The sequence below is a fragment of the Faecalibacterium sp. Marseille-Q4896 genome (genome assembly GCF_017377615.1).
Classification (GTDB): Bacteria; Bacillota; Clostridia; order Oscillospirales; family Ruminococcaceae; genus Faecalibacterium; species Faecalibacterium taiwanense.
The window spans coordinates 135,411-154,662 of sequence record NZ_JAFREG010000003.1 but is presented as its reverse complement, the minus strand read 5'-3'; the positions used below and the strand labels follow the sequence as shown (position 1 = coordinate 154,662).

Annotated in this window: 18 protein-coding genes and 2 tRNA genes; 11 read left to right on the top strand and 9 right to left on the bottom strand. The window is 58.1% G+C overall.

All coding sequences use genetic code 11. The features are described from left to right. The first annotated feature begins 184 nt into the window (after positions 1-184). The 8 genes from J3348_RS06960 to plsY all read left to right on the top strand — a co-directional run bounded on the left by J3348_RS06960 (position 185) and on the right by plsY (position 7,761). A complete protein-coding gene (locus J3348_RS06960) occupies positions 185-1,423 on the top strand; it encodes a D-alanyl-D-alanine carboxypeptidase family protein (protein WP_120080056.1) in 1,239 nt (412 codons plus the stop codon). A gap of 213 nt (positions 1,424-1,636) precedes the next feature. Continuing rightward, positions 1,637-2,968, top strand: coding sequence for a glucose-6-phosphate isomerase (locus J3348_RS06955; RefSeq protein ID WP_207698633.1), 1,332 nt, complete (start codon positions 1,637-1,639; stop codon positions 2,966-2,968). Positions 2,969-3,019: 51 nt separating this feature from the next. Beyond that, positions 3,020-3,424 carry a hypothetical protein gene (locus J3348_RS06950; RefSeq protein WP_005944262.1) on the top strand — a complete coding sequence of 135 codons (405 nt, stop codon included), beginning with the start codon at positions 3,020-3,022 and terminating at the stop codon, positions 3,422-3,424. 141 nt (positions 3,425-3,565) lie between these two features. Continuing rightward, positions 3,566-4,066, top strand: coding sequence for a YceD family protein (locus J3348_RS06945; protein WP_005944260.1), 501 nt, complete (start codon positions 3,566-3,568; stop codon positions 4,064-4,066). A gap of 26 nt (positions 4,067-4,092) precedes the next feature. Further along, a complete protein-coding gene (rpmF, locus tag J3348_RS06940) occupies positions 4,093-4,272 on the top strand; it encodes a 50S ribosomal protein L32 (RefSeq protein WP_005920250.1) in 180 nt (59 codons plus the stop codon). A gap of 93 nt (positions 4,273-4,365) precedes the next feature. Further along, the gene (locus tag J3348_RS06935) at positions 4,366-5,697 is read left to right on the top strand and encodes a DUF512 domain-containing protein (RefSeq protein ID WP_165852562.1); all 1,332 of its coding nucleotides are present in this window, start codon (positions 4,366-4,368) and stop codon (positions 5,695-5,697) included. A 30-nt stretch (positions 5,698-5,727) separates the two neighbouring features. Continuing rightward, positions 5,728-7,071 carry a ribosome biogenesis GTPase Der gene (gene der, locus J3348_RS06930; RefSeq protein WP_005944256.1) on the top strand — a complete coding sequence of 448 codons (1,344 nt, stop codon included), beginning with the start codon at positions 5,728-5,730 and terminating at the stop codon, positions 7,069-7,071. A gap of 27 nt (positions 7,072-7,098) precedes the next feature. Next, positions 7,099-7,761: a glycerol-3-phosphate 1-O-acyltransferase PlsY gene (gene plsY, locus J3348_RS06925; protein WP_207698632.1), complete on the top strand. Its 663-nt coding sequence runs from the start codon at positions 7,099-7,101 to the stop codon at positions 7,759-7,761. 66 nt (positions 7,762-7,827) lie between these two features. Here the strand turns inward: plsY and J3348_RS06920 are convergent, their stop codons facing one another. From J3348_RS06920 to J3348_RS06905, 4 genes are all read right to left on the bottom strand, one after another. After that, positions 7,828-8,415, bottom strand: a complete 588-nt coding sequence (locus J3348_RS06920) for a transporter (protein ID WP_097781646.1) — start codon at positions 8,413-8,415, stop codon at positions 7,828-7,830. A gap of 84 nt (positions 8,416-8,499) precedes the next feature. Then, on the bottom strand, positions 8,500-9,501 hold the full coding sequence (locus tag J3348_RS06915) for a substrate-binding domain-containing protein (RefSeq protein WP_097775289.1): 1,002 nt from the start codon (positions 9,499-9,501) through the stop codon (positions 8,500-8,502). A 23-nt stretch (positions 9,502-9,524) separates the two neighbouring features. After that, the gene (locus tag J3348_RS06910; protein WP_120080059.1) at positions 9,525-11,144 is read right to left on the bottom strand and encodes a DUF5046 domain-containing protein; all 1,620 of its coding nucleotides are present in this window, start codon (positions 11,142-11,144) and stop codon (positions 9,525-9,527) included. A 141-nt stretch (positions 11,145-11,285) separates the two neighbouring features. Then, on the bottom strand, positions 11,286-12,668 hold the full coding sequence (locus tag J3348_RS06905) for an MATE family efflux transporter (RefSeq protein WP_242702905.1): 1,383 nt from the start codon (positions 12,666-12,668) through the stop codon (positions 11,286-11,288). Between the two features lie 373 nt (positions 12,669-13,041). On the opposite strand from J3348_RS06905, the gene J3348_RS06900 reads away from it, so the two are divergent. Further along, positions 13,042-13,851, top strand: a complete 810-nt coding sequence (locus J3348_RS06900) for an RICIN domain-containing protein (protein ID WP_207698630.1) — start codon at positions 13,042-13,044, stop codon at positions 13,849-13,851. Between the two features lie 71 nt (positions 13,852-13,922). Here the strand turns inward: J3348_RS06900 and J3348_RS06895 are convergent, their stop codons facing one another. After that, on the bottom strand, positions 13,923-14,573 hold the full coding sequence (locus tag J3348_RS06895) for a Crp/Fnr family transcriptional regulator (protein WP_207698629.1): 651 nt from the start codon (positions 14,571-14,573) through the stop codon (positions 13,923-13,925). A gap of 86 nt (positions 14,574-14,659) precedes the next feature. On the opposite strand from J3348_RS06895, the gene J3348_RS06890 reads away from it, so the two are divergent. Then, positions 14,660-15,388, top strand: a complete 729-nt coding sequence (locus J3348_RS06890; RefSeq protein ID WP_154260283.1) for a 4Fe-4S dicluster domain-containing protein — start codon at positions 14,660-14,662, stop codon at positions 15,386-15,388. A 63-nt stretch (positions 15,389-15,451) separates the two neighbouring features. On the opposite strand, the gene J3348_RS06885 is transcribed toward J3348_RS06890, so the two are convergent. From J3348_RS06885 to J3348_RS06875, 3 genes are all read right to left on the bottom strand, one after another. Then, positions 15,452-16,327: a hypothetical protein gene (locus J3348_RS06885; protein ID WP_242702904.1), complete on the bottom strand. Its 876-nt coding sequence runs from the start codon at positions 16,325-16,327 to the stop codon at positions 15,452-15,454. Positions 16,328-16,443: 116 nt separating this feature from the next. Continuing rightward, positions 16,444-16,535 (bottom strand) — tRNA-Ser (locus J3348_RS06880). A 130-nt stretch (positions 16,536-16,665) separates the two neighbouring features. Continuing rightward, positions 16,666-16,757: transfer RNA gene (locus J3348_RS06875), tRNA-Ser, on the bottom strand. Between the two features lie 247 nt (positions 16,758-17,004). Here J3348_RS06875 and J3348_RS06870 point away from each other — a divergent pair. After that, complete coding sequence (locus tag J3348_RS06870; RefSeq protein ID WP_005945594.1) at positions 17,005-18,024, top strand: alpha-hydroxy-acid oxidizing protein; 1,020 nt, start codon at positions 17,005-17,007, stop codon at positions 18,022-18,024. A 53-nt stretch (positions 18,025-18,077) separates the two neighbouring features. Here the strand turns inward: J3348_RS06870 and spoIID are convergent, their stop codons facing one another. After that, positions 18,078-19,082 (bottom strand): stage II sporulation protein D, encoded by a 1,005-nt coding sequence (spoIID, locus tag J3348_RS06865; RefSeq protein WP_207698628.1) that lies wholly within the window; start codon positions 19,080-19,082, stop codon positions 18,078-18,080. Between the last annotated feature and the right edge of the window lie 170 nt (positions 19,083-19,252).

The window sequence follows — 19,252 nt, the reverse complement described above, 5'->3', positions numbered from 1 at the left end:
ATTAAAGCAATACGGCCTTTTTGGGCCATCTCCAATTTACACTATAAGGGGGACAAAAGTCAAGACCTTTTGTAGAAAAAGACAAAATAAAAAATGCGGGCTGCGGTGCGGGCGCAGGATATTCTAAACAAAAAGGCCCCTGCATACTCTCTCAGCAAGAGACATTGCGCAGGGAGGGACCGAAATGGAGCGGAAAAACTTGGCGCTTTTGTGTGCAGGGGTGGTGTGCTTCTGGCTGTTTGCGCTGGCCTTTGGCACGGCGCAGGGCAATGGGCTGCGGCAGCAAAACCCGGCGGTGCAGGCGGCTGCAGACCAGACCCAGCCGGTGCAGCCCGCGGCGGCACAGCCTGCCTTGGAGCTGCCCTGCCGCGCCGCCTGCCTGATCGACCAGCAGACGGGCACCATATTATATGAAAAGAACGCCGACCAGCAGATGCCCATTGCATCCATTACCAAGGTAATGACCCTGCTGCTCACCTTTGAAGCCGTGCACGACGGCCGCATTGCCATGGACACGCTGGTGCCGGTAAGTGAACACGCCTACCACATGGGCGGCAGTCAGATCTGGCTGGAGCCGGGGGAGCAGTTCACGCTGGACGAAATGATCAAAGCCATTTGTGTGTCCTCTGCCAATGATGCCGCTGTGGCTGTGGCAGAGCTGGTGGGCGGCAGCGAGCCGGGCTTTGTGCAGATGATGAACGCCCGCGCCGCAGAGCTGGGCATGGTGAACACCACCTTCCACAATGCCTGCGGGCTGGACACCGAAGGACATCTTTCCACCGCCCACGATGTTGCCATCATGAGCCGCGAGATTTTGAACACCTGCCCGGAGGTGCTGCACTATACCGGCATCTGGACGGACACCCTGCGCGGAGGTGCCACCCAGCTGGTGAACACCAACAAGCTGCTCAAGCGCTACAACGGCATCACCGGCCTGAAAACCGGCACCACCAGCGGCGCGGGCGTGTGCATCAGCGCCAGCGCCACCCGCGACGGGCTGGACCTCATCGCCGTGGTGCTGGGGTCGCTCTCCAGCTCGGAGCGGTTCACAGCGGCTACCACCCTGCTGGACTACGGCTTTGCGGCCTACGCCGCCGTGCCGCTGCCCGCCATGGAGGACCGGCCTCTTCTTATAAAAGTAAAGGGCAGTGCAGAGGAAAGCGTACCGCTGGACTACACCGCTCTGCCCGAAACGCTGCTGATGCCCAAGGAAAACGCCGCCGCCCTTACCGCGCAGCTGGATCTGCCGCAGGAGCTGGAAGCACCGGTGCAGCTGGGCCAGACCGTTGGCACGGTGCGCATCCTGAGCGGGGAGACCCAACTGGGCGAGTACGAGGTGCGCGCCGCTGCCGATGCTGAAAAAATGGACTTTGGCACCGCTTTCGGCCTGTTGTGGGACGCTTTGACCGGCTGCGAAAGCTGAATGCACGCTTCAGCGTACAAAAGCGCACTGCGGTAAGCTGCGTGGAACTGTCTGTGTGAACAATTCTGGATGAAGAAACAAAAAAACACTATTAAAATTGTATGAAATCCAAGGATTTTGACCTTGACTTTGCCCGGAGGGAACGGTACACTTATACCAAGATATTTCCTCGCAGGGCAAAGGCCCGGCAAATCGTTTGGAGGTTATAATAAAATGAGCGTCGCACTGAACACAAAACACCTCTCCAGCTTTATCAGCGAAGAGGAATATGCAGCCATCTATCCGCAGGTGGAAGCTGCCCATAACCAGCTGGAAGCAAAGTCCGGCCCGGGCAATGATTTCCTCGGCTGGATGTATCTGCCCCGTGATTATGATAAGGAAGAGTTCGCCCGCATCAAGGAAGCCGCCGCAAAGATCCGCGAGGATTCCGATGTGCTGGTGGTGGCCGGCATCGGCGGCAGCTATCTGGGCGCACGCGCTGTCATCGAGGCCGTCAAGGGCCAGTTCCACAACGAGATGGAAAATGGCCCCAAGATCTACTTCTGCGGCAACAGCATCAGCCCCACCTACCTGAACAACATCATCAGCCTGTGCAAGGGCAAGCGCTTCTCCATCAACGTCATTTCCAAGTCCGGCACTACCACCGAGACTTCTCTGGCATTCCGCGTACTGCGTGAACTGCTGGAAAAGGAGATGGGCGTGGAAGAAGCCAACAAGCGCATCTACGCCACCACCGACCGTGCCAAGGGCACCCTGAAGCAGCTGGCCGACGCACAGGGCTGGCCCACCTTCGTGGTCCCCGACGACGTGGGCGGCCGCTACTCCGTGCTGAGCGCTGTGGGCCTGCTGCCCATTGCTGCTGCCGGTATCAGCATCGACGACCTGATGAAGGGCGCTGCCGATTCCATGGAGCGCTTCTCCGTTCTGAGCAAGGACAACGATGCTTACAAGTATGCTGCCATCCGCAACATCCTGTACCGTAAGGGCAAGAGCGTTGAAATTCTGGAATGCTACGAGCCGGACTTCGCCCTGATGAACGAGTGGTACAAGCAGCTGTTCGGCGAGAGCGAGGGCAAGGACAACAAGGGCCTGTTCCCCGCAAGCTGCATCTTCTCCACCGATCTGCACTCCATGGGTCAGTTCATTCAGGAAGGCTCCCGCACCATGTTCGAGACCATCGTGGACGTGAAGAAGCCTGCACAGGATCTGTTCATCGACCCGCTGGAAGGCAACTTTGACGGCCTGAACTTCCTGGCAAACCAGAACATGAGCATTGTCAACCGCAAGGCCATGGAGGGTACCATTTTGGCACACACCGACGGCGGCGTGCCCGAAGTGCTGATCGAGGTGGACGACCTGACCGCTTACAATGTGGGCTACCTGATCTACTTCTTCTGGCGTGCATGTGCCTGCAGCGGTTATCTGCTCAGCGTCAATCCCTTCAATCAGCCGGGCGTTGAGAGCTATAAAAAGAATATGTTTGCTCTGCTGGGCAAGCCGGGCTACGAAGGCCTGACCGCCGAGCTGGAAGCAAAGCTGAAGTAAATAAAAATGATCTCCCGCCGCAAGGCGTGGAAAATACAGGAGGACTGAACTATGATTAAACTGATTGTTGGTACCAAGGGCTCCGGCAAGACCAAGGCTATGATCGACCAGATCAATGATGCGGTCAAGACCTCCAAGGGCAACGTGGTCGTCGTTGAAAAGGGCATGAAGCTCACCTACGACATCGCTCCTGCTGCACGTCTGATCGACCTGGACGAGTACAAGATCTCCGGCGGCGAAATGCTGTACGGCTTTGTTGCCGGCCTGATGGCAAGCAACTACGATATCACCGACCTGTACATCGACGGCATCCTGAAGGTGCTGGATCATGACATCAACCGTCTGGGCGTTGTGCTGGACGAGATGGCAGCCATTGCAGGCGACAGCGTGAAGGTGACTGTTACCGTCAGCGCTGACGAGGCTGCACTGCCCCACGATGTGAAGAAGTACCTGTAATTCCGGAAAATCGGGATCTGAACCACTTTGAACAGGCAGAGAACCGGGAAATTTAAATTTTTTCGGTTTTCTGCCTGTTTTGGTGTTGACAAAGGGCTGCGTTGGCGCTATACTAACAAAGCAGCCTTTTAGAGGTGTACTATGCAATTTGACCTGAGAAAGTTTATCGCCACCGGCAGACAACCCTATCATGCAGAGTTTCAGTGTGATTTATCTGCACATGATTATGCCGGGGCAAGGATCCCGCAGCCGGTCACCGTTGTTTTTGAAGCGGAGACGGACGGCGACGAGGTCCGGATGACACTGCGGGCAAACGCATCGGTGCACGGAGAGTGCGCCCGCTGTCTGGACCCGGTCATTCGGGAGGAGACGGTCGATACGGAGTGGACGGTAAAGGAACGGGATCTGGATGACCCGGATTTTGACCTTCCGCTGGACGAAAAAGGACATCTGGATGTAGATGAATGGCTCAATCAGGAGTTTATGTTCCAGATTCCCACGGTGCTGCTTTGCAGTGCCGACTGCGCCGGGCTTTGCCCCGTGTGCGGCAAAAAGAAGGCGGAATGCACCTGCCAGCCGGCAGAGCATGCCGAAGCTCCCGTAGACACAAGGCTCGCAATCCTTAAATCACTGCTGAACTGATAAACCCATCAAGGAGGTGCAAAAATATGGCAGTACCTAAGAGACATCTTTCCAAGGCCCGCCGCGACAAGCGTCGCAGCAATGTTTGGAAGCTGGAGGCCCCCGCACTGGTCAAGTGCAGCAACTGCGGCTCTCTGAAGCTCCCCCACCAGGCATGTGGCAACTGCGGTTACTACAAGGGCGAGGAAGTCATCAAGAAGGCCTAATTTGCGCGTAATTGGTGGCATAATGGTGTTATGTACAGAAGGGGAGGGCGCATGCCTTCCCCTTCTTGTTCTGTCTGAAAGGAGGTGGATGCGGTGGCAATGAAGATCGCACGGGTGGAACCCGGCAGCGAAGCGGAAGTGCTGGGCCTTGGCCCGGGTGACGAGCTTCTGAGCGTGGACGAAAACGAGCTGAACGACAGTCTGGACTACGATTTCTACACCGACAGCAAAAGCTTCCACCTGAAAGCAAGGGTGGCAGACGGCATCCGCGAGTGGGATGTGCAGCGCACGGAGCGCGGCCCCTTTGGCTGCGATTTCCAGACCTATCTGGGCGATCAGAAGCACTCCTGCTCCAACCACTGCATGTTCTGCTTCATCGACCAGCTGCCCCCCGGTATGCGCGAGAGCCTTTACTTCAAGGACGATGACGAGCGGCTTTCCTTTTTGTTCGGCAACTATATCACCATGACGAACATGCAGGACCACGAGATCGACCGCATCATCAAGATGCACATTTCGCCCATCAACATTTCAGTGCACACCACGAACCCGCAGCTCCGTGTGCGGATGCTGGCCAACAAGCGCGGCGGCGAGGTGCTCAAGTATCTGCCCCGTCTGGTGGAGGGCGGCATCGCCGTCAACTGTCAGCTGGTGCTGTGCCGCGGCATCAACGACGGCGACGAACTGCGCCGTACCCTCTCCGACCTTTTGGAGCTGACCCCTATGGTGCAGAGCATCGCTGCGGTGCCCTGCGGCGTGACGGATTACCGCGAGAAGCTGTTCAAGCAGACACCGTATGATGCAAAGACCAGCGCCGAAGTCATCGACATCATGGAAGAATTCGGCGATGAGTGCAAGCGCCGCCACGGCAAGCGCATCATTTATCCCAGTGATGAATGGTACCTCAAGGCAGGCAGGCCCATCCCGCCGGAAGAGTTCTACGAGGACTTCGACCAGCTGGAAAACGGCGTGGGCATGATGCGCCTGTACGCCTCGGAATTTCTGGCGGAGCTGGAAAAGCCCCACCGCATCTACGGCACCAAAAAGATGGACGTGGTCACGGGCGAAATGGCTTCGCCGCTCATCCACCAGATGATGGCTGAGCTGCACCGCCAGTACCCCATGGTCGAGGTGACGGTGCATACCATCAAGAACAAATTCTTCGGCGGCAATGTGGGTGTGGCCGGGCTTGTAACGGCGACCGATATCATTGCTCAGTGCGAGGGCAAGCTGACCAGCGGCACGCTGGGCGTGCCCGCCGTGATGCTGCGGGAGGAAAAAGACACCTTTCTGGACGACATCACCACTGACCAGCTGGCCCAGCGCCTTGGCGTGAAGGTGGAGGTGCTGCCGACCTCTGGCGGCGACGAAGCCCGCGCCCTGCTGCGCAGCGGCCTGCACATTGCAAGGAGAAGAAGAGCATAAAACCTTTTGTTATAGAAAGGAGGAACCCCTATGAGCAAACCAATCGTAGCAGTGGTGGGCCGCCCCAACGTGGGCAAATCCACCCTGTTCAACAAGCTGTGCGGTCAGCGCCTTGCCATTGTGGAGGACACGCCGGGCATTACCCGTGACCGCATTTTTGCCAACTGCGAGTGGAACGGCCATGACTTCCTGCTGGTGGACACCGGCGGTATTGAGCCAAAGGCTACCGAGGGCATTCTGGCTCACATGCGGGAGCAGGCCCAGATCGCCATTGACACTGCAGACTGCATCATCATGGTGGTGGACGTGCGCGACGGCCTGACCGCCGCGGACGAGGATGTGGCCCACATGCTGCGCCGCAGCCACAAGCCCATCATTCTGGCCGTGAACAAGTGCGACAAGGTGGGCGATGCCCCCATGGAGATGTACGAGTTCTACAACCTCGGCTTTGACGAGGTGATGCCCATTTCGTCCGTGCACGGCCACGGCACCGGCGACCTGCTGGACGCTGTGTGCGCCCATCTGGACTTCAGCGAGACGGTGGTGGAAGAGGACCGCATCCCGGTTGCCATCATCGGCCGCCCGAATGTGGGCAAGTCCAGCCTGACCAACCGCATTCTGGGCGAGAACCGCATGATCGTGGCAAACGAGGCGGGCACCACCCGTGATGCCATTGACACCCCGGTGGACAACGCTTACGGCAAGTTCATCTTTACCGATACCGCCGGTCTGCGCAAGCGCAGCAACATCACCGACGGTCTGGAGCGTTATATGGTAGTGCGCGCACTGGCCGCTGTGGAGCGCAGCCGCGTGGCGCTGATCCTTGTGGATGCCACCGTCGGTTTTACCGAGCAGGACAGCAAGGTGGCCGGTTATGCCCACGATCAGGGCAAGGCGTGCATCATCGTCGTCAACAAGTGGGACGCGGTGGAAGGCAAGGAGACCAACACCATGGAGCTGCAGCGCCGCGATTATGCCGAGTGCTTCAGCTTTATGGGCTATGCTCCTATCATCTTCATCTCGGCTCAGACCGGCTACAACGTGAACAAGCTCATGCAGCTGATCCGCGATGTGGACAGCCAGAACGGTGCCCGCGTGCCCACCGGCGTGCTGAACGAGATGCTGGCCCGCGCCACAGCCCGGATGCAGCCGCCCAGCGACAAGGGCCGCCGCCTGAAGATCTTCTATCTGACGCAGGCATCCACCCGCCCGCCCACGTTCGTGGCCTTTGTGAATTCGAAGCAGCTGTTCCATTTCAGCTACCAGCGGTATCTGATCAACCAGATCCGCGAGAACTTTGGTCTGGAACACACCCCCATCCGTCTGGTGATCCGCGAGCGCGGTTCCGGCGAAGTGGGCGCAAAGGACGTGTAAGCGCCCGCAAAGGAGGCATCCGTTTCTATGATGAAAGCGATCCTGATCGCCGCAGCCACCATCTTGCAGGCGTACCTGCTGGGCAGTGTGGATACCGGCATCCTCGTCAGCAAATTCGTATATCATGACGACGTGCGCAATCATGGCAGCGGTGCGGCCGGCATGACCAACATGCTGCGCACCTTTGGCAAGAAGGCTGCCGCCATGACCGCGACAGGCGATGTGCTCAAGGGCGTGCTGGCCGTGTGCATCGGCCGGTGGCTGTTCCACATGCTGCCCGCCGATACCGGCGTTTCGCCGTATCTGGGTGTCTATCTGGCCGCTATCTTTGCAGTGCTGGGCCATCTGTACCCGCTGTACTTCGGATTCAAGGGCGGAAAGGGTGTGCTGGTGGCAGCTGGTGCCATTCTGGCCATCCAGCCGGTGCTGCTGCCGTTTCTGGCCATTATCTTTCTGGTGTGCCTGATTCCCACCGGCATGGTGTCGCTGGGCAGCGTGGCCATGGCAGTACTCTACCCGGTGCTGACCATCATTTACGGTTCCCTGCAGGGCTATGCCGCCGGTGATATGCTGGTGTGCGCCATTGGCTCCGGCTTTATGTCCGGCATGGTGATCTATATGCACCGCGCCAATATCCAGCGCATCCGTGAGGGCAAAGAGTACCGCTTCGGAAAGCACAATAAAAAATAAAAGCATTATAAAATGCCCCGCAGCCTGCTGGTTTTCCGGCAGTGCTGCGGGGCATTTTTGTTTATGTTATTTTGGTTCCGGGGCGGCCTGCTCAAAATCGTACTCGTCAAAAGTCTCTTCTTCGGAAGGAATGGCCTCGGCCACCTCGGCCTTGGCGCGCTCCTTCAGGCGGGAGAGAAACGCATCGGCGGGGATGCCGCTCTGGCGAGGTGAAAGATCCGGTGCCGGATGGCCGTCCGGCAGGTGGGCACCAAAGGCCGGCACAAAGAAGAACTTGCGCACAATAAAAATCAGGGCGATGGCTCCCACGCTGAGCAGGTTTTCTACTGCCGAGTCATGGCCCACTACCAGATGACGGGCAATGGCGTAGAGCAGCACTTCCAGACTGCTGCCGGGGCTGTGCTTGGCCAGCATTTTGATGAACTCGATGCCGATCACGATGTCAAGGCTCCGCTCCAGAAAAATGCGGATCTCCACTTCGTTGCCGTCAAACAGCAGGCCAGGCATCCACTTGATGAGCGGCACAGCGCTGAGCAGCAGGCCGATGAGCACAAGGCCGGAGAGCAAAATTTCCAGCAGACTGGACGCCTGAATGATGCGGTTGCGCAGCTGGGTGCGCCAGCGGCTTTCCACATGGGAGGAGGAATTGTCCATATTGAGCCTTCCTTTGCAAAAAAGTTTCAACATTCATGTGTAATATTGTAACAGAAATGCAGAAAGCTGTCAATTGCTGGAAGATCAGACGGCACTGTTCGCTGCAGTGGCGGGTGCCACCGCTACATAGCCGGATTTTTTGATGCAGTCCTGTCCGGCGGCGGTATCCAGCCAGTCGTAAAGCTGGCGTTCCGGGCTGTCGGCGGCAGCGTCCGCATGGAGAACGGCATAGAACTCGTTGCACAGCGGGTAGCTTTCGCTGGCGATGGTGTCGTTGGAAGGGGTCACGCCGTCCACGGCCAGCAGACGCAGGCCGGGCTGGGAGTACATCTGGTCGATGTAGTAGTAGACCGAGAAGCCGATGGCATTGGCGCTGTTGTTGTAGGCGGCGATGCTGTCCACCAGCTCACCCATGGCGGCGGGAGCCAGCTCGGTGGGCGGGTCCATCAGTTCGCCGCCCTGAATGAGCAGCTTGCGGAACAGGGTCTGGCTGCCGGAGTCTTCGCCCCGCTGGAAGGGCACGATGGCAAGATCCTCGCCGCCCACTTCCTTCCAGTTGGTGATCTTACCGGCATAGATATCCTTCAGCTGCTGCCGGGTCAGGCTCTTGACCGGATTGTTCTCGTTCACGATGAACACCAGTGCGTCCCGGCCAATGGGTTTCTGTTCCAGCTGGGCGTTTGCTTCTTTCAGCTCTTCCTTTACGTAGTCCGGCGCTTCGTAGACCACCAGCATCCTGGCAGTGTACTCCTCATCCGGGTACAGGCCGAAGTTTTCCCACGCATAGGCCGTGGTGCTGACCGAAATGCCGCTCTGGGCTACTTCCAGATCGATGCCGGTGGTATCGGCCATCATCTGGGCCATCAGCGGGATGCAGGCAGTGCTGCCGTCCAGCTTGGGAAAATCTTCCACGGTAAACAACCCGATGGGTTCAAGCTCGCTCACGGAAGAAGCGGGTGCTTCCGGCGAGGTGGAAGCGCTGCTGGCGGGGGTGTCATCCCCCTTGCAGGCAGTGAGAATGCCTGCGGCAGAGCAGGCGGCAAGGCCAAGCAGAAAGCTGCGGCGGGAAATTTTAGCATTTTTCATAAGGCGTTCCTCCAAAGTCTGGCTCAGTAGCCCATTTCATCGTCGGCGTTGATGGAAGAGAAGATGCTTTGGCAGTAAAGCCATTTGCCGTTCGTGTCCATCCAGCCGTAGTAAAAGCCGCGTTTTGCAACGAACACGTGTTCTGGCAGCTGGTTCAGGCTGTTGTCGTAGTAGCTGTAGCAGCTGCCAAGGCCATAGAACACAATGTTGCCGTTTTCATCCAGCACGTCACACATTGAGCCGTTGCTGCTGGGCGCATTGGCGTTGCCACAGTACAGCGGCCTGCCCTCCGGTGTGGTGATGAGATAGTTCAGGGCATAGTACTTGTCCTGCAGATGGGTCAGGTCGGAGACAAGGCCCTCGGGGCCGTACACGCGGGTGGCGGTGGTCTCAAAGTTATCGTTATCCCGCAGCTCCAGCCAGACGTAGCCGTCACCCTTGTTATCCATCATCACGCTTTGCTGGCCCTCCACTGGCTCCACGGTGGTATCAGTGATCAAATCGCCGGTTTCGGTGTTGAACACCTTCAACCGTCCGTCCTCATAGTAAAGGGCGATGGTGTCGCTCATGACGCTGGAAGCGTACAGCGGCGTCACCTCACCGGTAACAAGGTCGTGCAGATCATAGCCGAAGTCGCCGCTCGTGCGCCATGTGACCACATAGCCCGGGAAATAGCTGCTGGGCTGGTCGTCGAAGGTGCCAATGAGGGTGCGGTCCACGGTGGCGAGATCCCGCAGCTCGTAGCGGCCATCGCTGGTCTCGAAGCAGGCGGTGCCGCTGCCGCATACCTGTCGGAAGCCGGTGAAGCCTTCGCCGGTGGCGGGGTTATAGAGCGTTTCGTCCGTTGGTTCGCCGCTGGCGTGGCAGGTGTCCAGCTCCACCCAGTCGGTCAGGTTGTCCGGTGCATAGGAAAGGCTCAGGGCAGTAGTGGCATCTGCGCCGTAAGTCTGTGTACCGTCCTTCGTCTGTATAATGACCCAGCTGTGCAGGGCGGGTTCATCGTCCCATGCGTCCTCGGCAAGGTCTGCTGGGCGGGCATAGCAGGTGAACACCAGCCTGTCCCCGCACACGATGCAGCGGTATGCGCCATCCGGCACGGGCAGACGTTCGCCGGTGGAAAGGTCGATCACCTGACAGGTGCCGTAATCGTCGTAGCCGTTTTCGTAGCTGCCGTTCACGGCGTGGGCTTCCTGCAGCACCAGCAGACCGTTCTGCATGGAGGCGTTCTGCTCCCCCTCAAAGGTCATGACTTCATTGCCGTCTTTGTCAAACAGGCCGCTGCGCCGTCCGCAATAAGCGTCCGGGTCGGCCCAGGTGCGGAACCAGTAGTTGGTCTCACCGGTCACGGTGTCCTGCAGAAGGTTCACGTTCTCGCTGCGGAAGGACTGGTACAGCACCTTGCTGCCGCACAGAACGGTGCAGGCACCGCCGGAATTGTCGTAACCGTAAAGCATCCGCAGCTTTCCGTCGTCCAGCCGGGAGCTGTCGTAAAGCGGATCCCCGTGTGCATCGGTGGGCACTGAGGAAGCAGGAGCAGCAGGCTTGCCGGAAGCGGGCGGCAGCACGCTGCAGCTGCAGCCAAGGGTAAGGCACAGGGCAGCGCATACAGCAGAGCTGCCTATGCGGCAAACGTTACGCTTCATAAAGATCACTCCTTACAGTATGGAAAGGAACAAAGTTTAAAAGAAAGCCGGAAAGGTTTTCCAGTTCAATTATAATACGAAACAGCCGCGCATTCCATTGCAGGAAAACGCGGCTGTTGATTACAGTTTTATGACAGACTTTCAGGACTGTGCTTTGGCTTTTTCAGCATCGTCCATCCGGTCCAGCTGCTTGAGGAAGGCCAGCAGGAACGGCAGGGAAACAATAAAGGTGAGCGCATCCGCAATGGGCTGGCAGATCTCTACGCCTACAAGGCCGAAAGTGCGGGGCAGAATGAGGATGAGCGGGATAAAGAACACGCCCTGACGGCAGCAGGCCAGAAAGGTGGCGCGTCCGGCTTTGCCCACGCTCTGGAAGGTCATGTTTGCCACCACAATGACCGGCTGCAGCAGAATGGCAAGGCACTGATAGTGGAAGGCGGGCAGCGCCACGGCGGTAACATCCGGGTCATCACGGAACAGGCGGATGAGGGCATCACTGTTGACCCAGCACAGGCTCACCAGCACCACCAGCATACAAAAGGCTGCACCCATGGTGAAGATGGCCGCCTGCCGCACCCGGCGGAACTTGCGTGCACCATAGTTGAAGGCAGCTACCGGCTGCAGGCCCTGTCCTACGCCGATGGCGACCGAAATGATGAACATGAAAATGCGGGAAACGATGCTCATGCCGGCCACAGCGGCATCGCCGTAGCTGCGGGCGGCAATGTTCAGCAGCATGCCGCCGATGCTCTGCAGGCCCTGACGGCCAAAGCTGGGCGCGCCGCCCACCAGGATCATACCGAACTCCCGCGCTTCACGGGTGACGGCAGCAATACGGAACTGACTGACGGTTTTGCCCCGCAGGAACATGGACAGCAGGATGCAGAAGCTGATGCTTTGGCTGAGAGCCGTAGCAATGCCTGCACCGGCGGTGCCAAGGCCCAAGCCGAACATAAAGATGGGGTCCAGCACAATGTTCAGCACGCCGCCGGTCACAAGGCCGATCATGGCAAAGTTCGCCTTGCCCTCATAGCGCAGGATGTTGTTCATCACAAGGCTGGAGATCATAAGCGGGGCTGCAATGAGGATGGGCCGTGCATAAGCGCAGGCGTGGGGCAGAATGGTCTCGGTGCTGCCCAGCAGCATCATGAAGCTGGGCAGAGTGGCAAGGCCCACAACGGCCAGCACCACGCCAACGGCCAGAGCAGTAAAAAAGCTGGTGGAAGCAAAGCGGGTGGCAGCCTCAGTGTTCCGGCTGCCAAGGCTGCGGCTGATGATGGTGCCGGAGCCGTGGCCCAGTGTAAAGCCAAGCGCCTGAATAATGGCCATCAGGCTGGAAACAATGCCCACCGCACCGGAAGCGCTGGTGGAGATCTGGCCCACAAAAAAGGTATCGGCCAAGTTGTAGATGCTGGTGATGAGCATACTTAAAATGGTAGGGGCGGCAAGACCGAGGATCAGCTTTGGAATGGGTGTCTCGGTCATTTTTTTGTATTGCTGAATGTTGAGCTCGTCTGCTGACATGAAAGAACCTCCTTTTATCATAAGGAATAGGTCAAGAAAAGCCGCCCAGCAGCAGAGCGGCAGATAATTTGAATGTGTGCACGGGATGCACGTTCCATAGTATAACGCAGCTGCGGCAAAAAGTCGAGAGCCGAACCGGTACAGAATGGTGCCTGAAATGCCCATGGAGCGGGAGAAAAACGGACGGAAAGCTTGACTGTTTTTGTCTGTTTTGCTAAAGGCTGGTCGAATTGCTTGTAGAAAATCACGATATGTGGTATCATTTACCATAAGGGAAACAAAAGAGCCTGTGCATCTGTACAGGCTGCATACAAAATACAAGCGGCAGCCGCAGGCAGAGCCGGGCGGCTGCGATCCATAGGAGGAACAAACCATGAAAACTGTTGCACAGACCGTGATCGAAGCCGATCACTTTTACACCATTGCCGCGCACACCGGCAACGTCATTCAGGCCGTGGAGGGCACCAAGGAAGCCGGTACCGTCCGTCTGGGCAAGTACGAGCATAAGCCTGAGCAGGAGTGGAGCTTTATCCGCGTGGGTGACGGCGTTTACCGCATCCGCAACCGCGCATCCGGCAAGCTGCTGGACCTGACCATGACCGGCACCGCCAACGGCACCTGGCTGCACCTGTGGGAGGATGTGGGCGGCACCTCTCAGATGTGGACCGTTCAGCCCACCCCGGAAGGAACTGTACGCCTGCGCTCTTCCTGGGCCGGCGGCAAGTGCGTGGACACCGTTGGCATGGGCGCTGCGGTTGGCACTGTGCTGCAGATCTGGCAGGAGGTGTCCGGCGCAGATGACCAGCTGTGGACCATTGCCGAGGTGAAGGAGCGCGCAAAGCGTGCCGCAAAGAAGGCCGAGGCGCCTGCTGTGGAGGCTTCCGCTGAAGCTGCACCCGCTGCAGAAAAGGCACCGGCCAAGAAGACTGCGGCCCGCAAGCCCCGCACCACCCAAAAGGCGGCTGCCGCCAAGGCAGAAGCTGCAGAAGAGGGGAAGGCAGAGACCGCAGCACCGGCAGAAAAGCCCGCAAAGCCTGCCCGTAAAACCGCTGCAAAAAAGACCGCCGCCAAGGCTGCCGAAAAAGCAGAGCCTGCAAAGGCAGAAGTACCTGCAGAGGAAAAGCCCGCTGCGGAGAAGCCCAAGCGCAAGTGCGCACCCCGCAAGAAGAAGGAGACGGTCTGATCTCGTTCTGTTGACCTGTTAAAATGAAAGCGCCCGCCGGAGGTCCAGCCCTGCCCGGCGGGCGCTTTTGGTTATTCTGGAAGCTGCTTTAAAACAAAGCGGTTTTTATCAAATTCCAGCAAACCTTCGTCCCGCATTTTGCACAGCTCTTTGGAGAGGGCGCTGCGGTCCAGATTGAGGTAGTCGGCCATCTGCTGGCGGTTGAAGGGCACCTCGAACGCCATCCTGCCGCAGCGTGCTGCCTGTGCGGAAAAATAGGTCAGCAGCCGTCCGCGCACAGTCTTGGGCGTTGTGCAGAAGATGCGCTGCGAAAGGCTGAGGTTCTTGCGCATGGACACCGCCAGCAGGCGGCGCAGCAGCTTGTCCTGCAGTGCTGGCTCGATCCGCGCATCGGTAAGGGCGGCAGTGTGCAGGAACAGTATTTCGCAATGTTCGGCCGCAACAGCATCCACCATCAAGGCCTCACCGCAAAAGGCGTAGGTCTCGGCAAAGGCCTGCCCGGCACCTACGCTGCTCAGGATGCTTTTGGTGCCCCAGAGATCCAGATTTTCAATGTGCACGGAACCACGCAGCACAATGCCGATCTCCCGCACGCAGCTTCCGGCGTGGAAGATGACCTCGTGCTTTGCAAACTGCCGGGTGCGCAGGTGCCCGGCAGCGGCAAGGGTATCCAGCTCGGCTTCTGAAAGATCCTGAAACAGGGGCGACGCGATCTTTTTCATAAAAATCCTCTTTCTGTGGTTATAACAACCGAAAGCACGGTCTGATTATAGTATACTCAGAACATCAAAGCAAGGAGGATTTTTCCATGATCCGCAAAATCATTCATATAGACGAAGAAAAATGCAACGGCTGTGGTGCCTGCGTCACCGCCTGCCACGAGGGTGCCATCGGCCTTGTGAACGGCAAGGCCAAGCTGATGCGGGACGACTACTGCGACGGCTTTGGCGACTGCCTGCCCGGATGCCCTACCGGTGCCATCACCTTTACCGAGCGCGAAGCCGCCGCTTATGACGAGCAGGCTGTGCTGGAAAACAAGCAGAAAAAGGCCGCTGCCGCCCAGCAGCAGGCACAGCCCGCCGCACCGGCGTTCCATGGCTGCCCGGGCAGCATGATGAAACAGTTCCACCGTGAGCAGACCGCACCTGCCGCAGCCGCAGTGCCCATGCAGTCCCAGCTGGCACAGTGGCCTTGCCAGATCAAGTTGGTGCCGGTGAACGCGCCCTACTTTGACGGTGCCAAGCTGCTGATCGCCGCCGACTGCACCGCCTATGCCTACGCCAATATCCACGAGGAGTTCATGAGTGGCCATGTGACCATCATCGGCTGCCCGAAGCTGGATGCTGTGGATTACAGCGAAAAGCTGACCGAGATCATCCGCAGCAATGATATCAAGAGCGTGACGGTGCTGCGCATGGAGGTGCCCTGCTGCGGCGGGCTGGAGCACGCTGCCATCACTGCTCTGAAGAACAGCGGCAAGTTCATCCCGTGGAATGTAGTCACCTTCTCCACCGATGGCCGCATCCTCGACCGGTAAAATGACAGAACAAAAGCCAGAAACGACTGCTGCCGTTTCTGGCTTTTGATGTTTGCGGAAAGATCAGCCCGCGTTCTGTACGCTGTTGGCAGCGGTCTGCACGAACTGCAGCACGCTCTGGATGGTATCGCGGATCTGCACCAGCGTCTGGATGTCTTCGTCCTTCATGCGGGATGTGGGAGCAGTGAGCACCACGGTCTGGGCACTCACGGTGCCAGTGAGCTGGATGCTGACCCCGTGTTCCGGGATGGTGAGCAGGATGTGCACCGGGATGGCATCCGCAAAGAACCTGCTCTTTTCCAGCCCGATAACAAGTACCGGTGCATTGGCGCTGGCATCACCGGTATCCAGCTGAAAATAAAGGTAGCCGTCCTTTGCGCCTTCCGGCTGTACGCGCTGCAGCTTTTTCTGCGGCAGCTCAAACTCGGTCATGTCCTGCAGGCTGGTGGCTGTGGTGTCCACACCCAGCAGGCTTGCCAGCTGGGCCTGCGAGATATAACTGCCAAGGCTCCAGTCCGGCAGCAGAAGGCTCGCCAGCGGGTAGCTGCCGGTGATGGAAGAGCGGATATTTTTGTACAGCTGCCCGACATCGTATAAGGTCTCGCTGCTGCTGATATACACCCGGGTGAGCGGGCCTGCCGGGATAACGGCATCCGGGGCCGAGATGCTCAGCTGCAGTGCGTCCGGCGCATACAGGCCGTTGACGGTGCCCTTGGTGGAGCCTGTCTTTTGCAGGATGGTGTAAAGGGCAGGGGAATCGGCTGTGGATGTGATCTCATAATCAAAGGTAAAGGCCGCGCCTGCCTGCAGCGCTTTCACCCGGCGGGCTATCAGACTGTACCCGGTTGCAGCGGCCACGACTGCAAGCAGTACAAGGATGAGCACTGCAATCAGGACCACATAGCCCACGCCGTGCTTTTTTCGTTTGGAAGATGCCATAAAAAATCCTCCCTCAGATGTTTTATTCAGCATAGCGGAACAGCGGACAAAAGTCAAGGCAGAACAGGGAAGCGCTGGAAAAACAAAAAATCCGAAACCGTAAGGTTTCGGATTTCTGGCGGAAAGATGGGGATTCGAACCCCAGAACGCTTTTGACACGTTACACGATTTCCAGTCGTGCGCCTTAGACCAACTCAGCCATCTTTCCATATTCGGTTGTACGCCGCAGCGCCACACTATAATACCTGAAAGGTGCGCATTTGTCAAGCACTTTTTTTTTTAAAATGAAAAATGAGAAGATAAAACAAAAAATCCGAAACCGTAAGGTTTCGGATTTCTGGCGGAAAGATGGGGATTCGAACCCCAGAACGCTTTTGACACGTTACACGATTTCCAGTCGTGCGCCTTAGACCAACTCAGCCATCTTTCCATATTCGGTTGTACGCCGTAGCGCCACACTATAATACCTGAAAGAACCGCTTTTGTCAAGGATTTTTTGAAAAAAATGGTTTTTTTCAAAACGACATCTCTGTGCAGGCAAAAAACGGCAAAAAATTCAGGGATGCAGCAAAAACCCTTGACGAAGCGGTTGAACCGGACTATGATGAAGCAGGAGAGTACTGCGGCGGGAAATCTTTGCGGCCGCAGAGTGGAATAAAAAAGGAGGATGCTTTCTTATGACTTATCCTGAAGTGCTGGCCAATGCCCGTGAGTGCATTGGCAAATACTGCAAGGCCTGCCCGGTGTGCAACGGCGTGGCCTGCAAAAACCAGATCCCCGGCCCCGGTGCCAAGGGTGTGGGCGATACGGCCATCCGCAATTATAATAAGTGGGCCGAGATCCGCGTGAACATGGACACCCTGTGCGAGGGCGGCACCCCGGACACCCATATTGAGCTGTTTGGCAAGAGCTTCAAGTACCCGTTCTTTGCAGGCCCGGTGGGTGCTGTGAACCTGCACTACTCCGAAGCCTATACCGATATGACCTATAATGATGTGCTGGTGCGCGCCTGTGCAGAGAACGGCATCGCTGCATTTACCGGCGACGGCACCAACCCCACCGTTATGGAGATGGCCACCAAGGCCATTGGCGCAGCAAACGGCTGCGGCGTGCCCACCATCAAGCCCTGGAACATTGATACCATTAAGGAAAAGATGGCCGAGGCCAAGGCCAGCGGCTGCTTTGCCGTGGCCATGGATGTGGACGCAGCCGGTCTGCCCTTCCTGAAGAACATGACTCCGCCCGCAGGCAGCAAGAGCGTGGCAGAGCTTGCCGAGATCGTCAAGCTGGCCGAGCGCCCCTTCATCGTCAAGGGCGTTATGACCGTTAAGGGCGCACTGAAGGCAAAGGAAGCCGGCGCGGCTGCTATCGTGGTGTCCAACCACGGCGGCCGCGTGCTGGATCAGTGCCCGGCCACTGCCGAGGTGCTGCCGGAGATCGCAGCAGCCCTCAAGGGCACCGGCGTGAAGATCCTGGTGGACGGCGGCATCCGCACCGGTGTGGATGTGTTCAAAGCACTGGCACTGGGTGCAGACGGCGTGCTGATCTGCCGCCCGTTCGTCACGGCTGTGTATGGCGGCGGCGAGGAAGGCGTGAAGTGCTACATTGATAAGCTGGCCGGTGAGCTGGCTGACACCATGCAGATGTGCGGTGCGCATTCTCTGGCCGAGATCACCCCGGATATGGTGCGGGTATAAGAAAAAGAGTGAATAGAAAAGCGGTCTGTGCCTTTGCGGTGCGGGCCGCTTTTTCATCCTTGCAGCTGCGTGCCGGGGTAGTAGTGCGCCAGAATATCGGCATAGCTTTTGCCCTGCTCCGCCATGGCCTTTGTGCCCCACTGGCTCAGGCCCACGCCGTGGCCGTAACCCCGGGTGGTAAAGCTGAAATTCCCGCTCTGGTACTGTACCGTAAAGCATGTGCTGCGCAGGCCCAGCGCCCGGCGCAGGGTCGTGCCGGAAACGGTCTGCCCGCAGACCGTGACGGTTTTTGTGTATCCGGCGCTGGTCAGCGCTGCCGGGCCGAACCAGCCCTCCGGCGCGGCGAGGTCGGCAGAAATGCCAAGGCCTGCAAGGGCCTGCTGCACCTGCTCTGCGGAAAAGGTGACGGTGTATTCGTAGTTGTCAGCGGAACGGTCGGTGCTGCTGTCCACTGAAATGAGGTAGGGCAGGGCGGAACCCCATACATTTTCGCTGGCCTCGGTCTGCCCATTGGAAATGGCAAAGTAGCTGGCGCAGGCAGGAGCGTTCTCATAATAAAGTATCTCATCCAAGACCTCGTCCACAAGGGCGGAGAGGCGGGCGTAATTCTGCTCGTAGGCGGTGCCCCAGTAGCTGCGCAGCACCGGCTCGGTCAGGCAGCCCTGCCGCCGGGCTGGGTCGGCAGTGAGCCAAGCGCCGCTTTGCAGGGTGGTGTGGTCCCGGCAGTAGAGCGCATAGCTGTGGGCGGCAACGGCCTGTGCCTTGAGCGCTTCGTCCGGCCAGCTCACCGGCATCTCGGCGGCGACAGCACCCAGAACGTATTCCTGACGGGAAAGCTCCAGCACCTGTCCGGTGGCCTGATCCTCCACCAGAAAGGTCTCGGCATCCGCAGAAGGCACGGCACTTGGCGGCTGCGCAGATGCTGCAGGCGAAGATACGGCAGAAGATGCGGGCTCTGCCCCGCTGAGCACGGCGCGTGTGACCCGGTAGGCAGCCAGCGGCAGAATGCTGCCCAGCACCAGCAGGACCGCAAAGATTGGCAGAAAAAACTTTTTCATAGTCCCAAACCCTCCGACAGCGGTGTTTTTTTAATCAGAATACCGGATATACCCTGAAAAAAGATGCGAAACAGGGAAAAAACCTTTTGTGGTGCAAGCGCAAAAAAGCACCAAACCGGCTTTTTGTGCGCTGAACGGTGAAGTTAATGCTTGAATTTACTCGTCAAAAG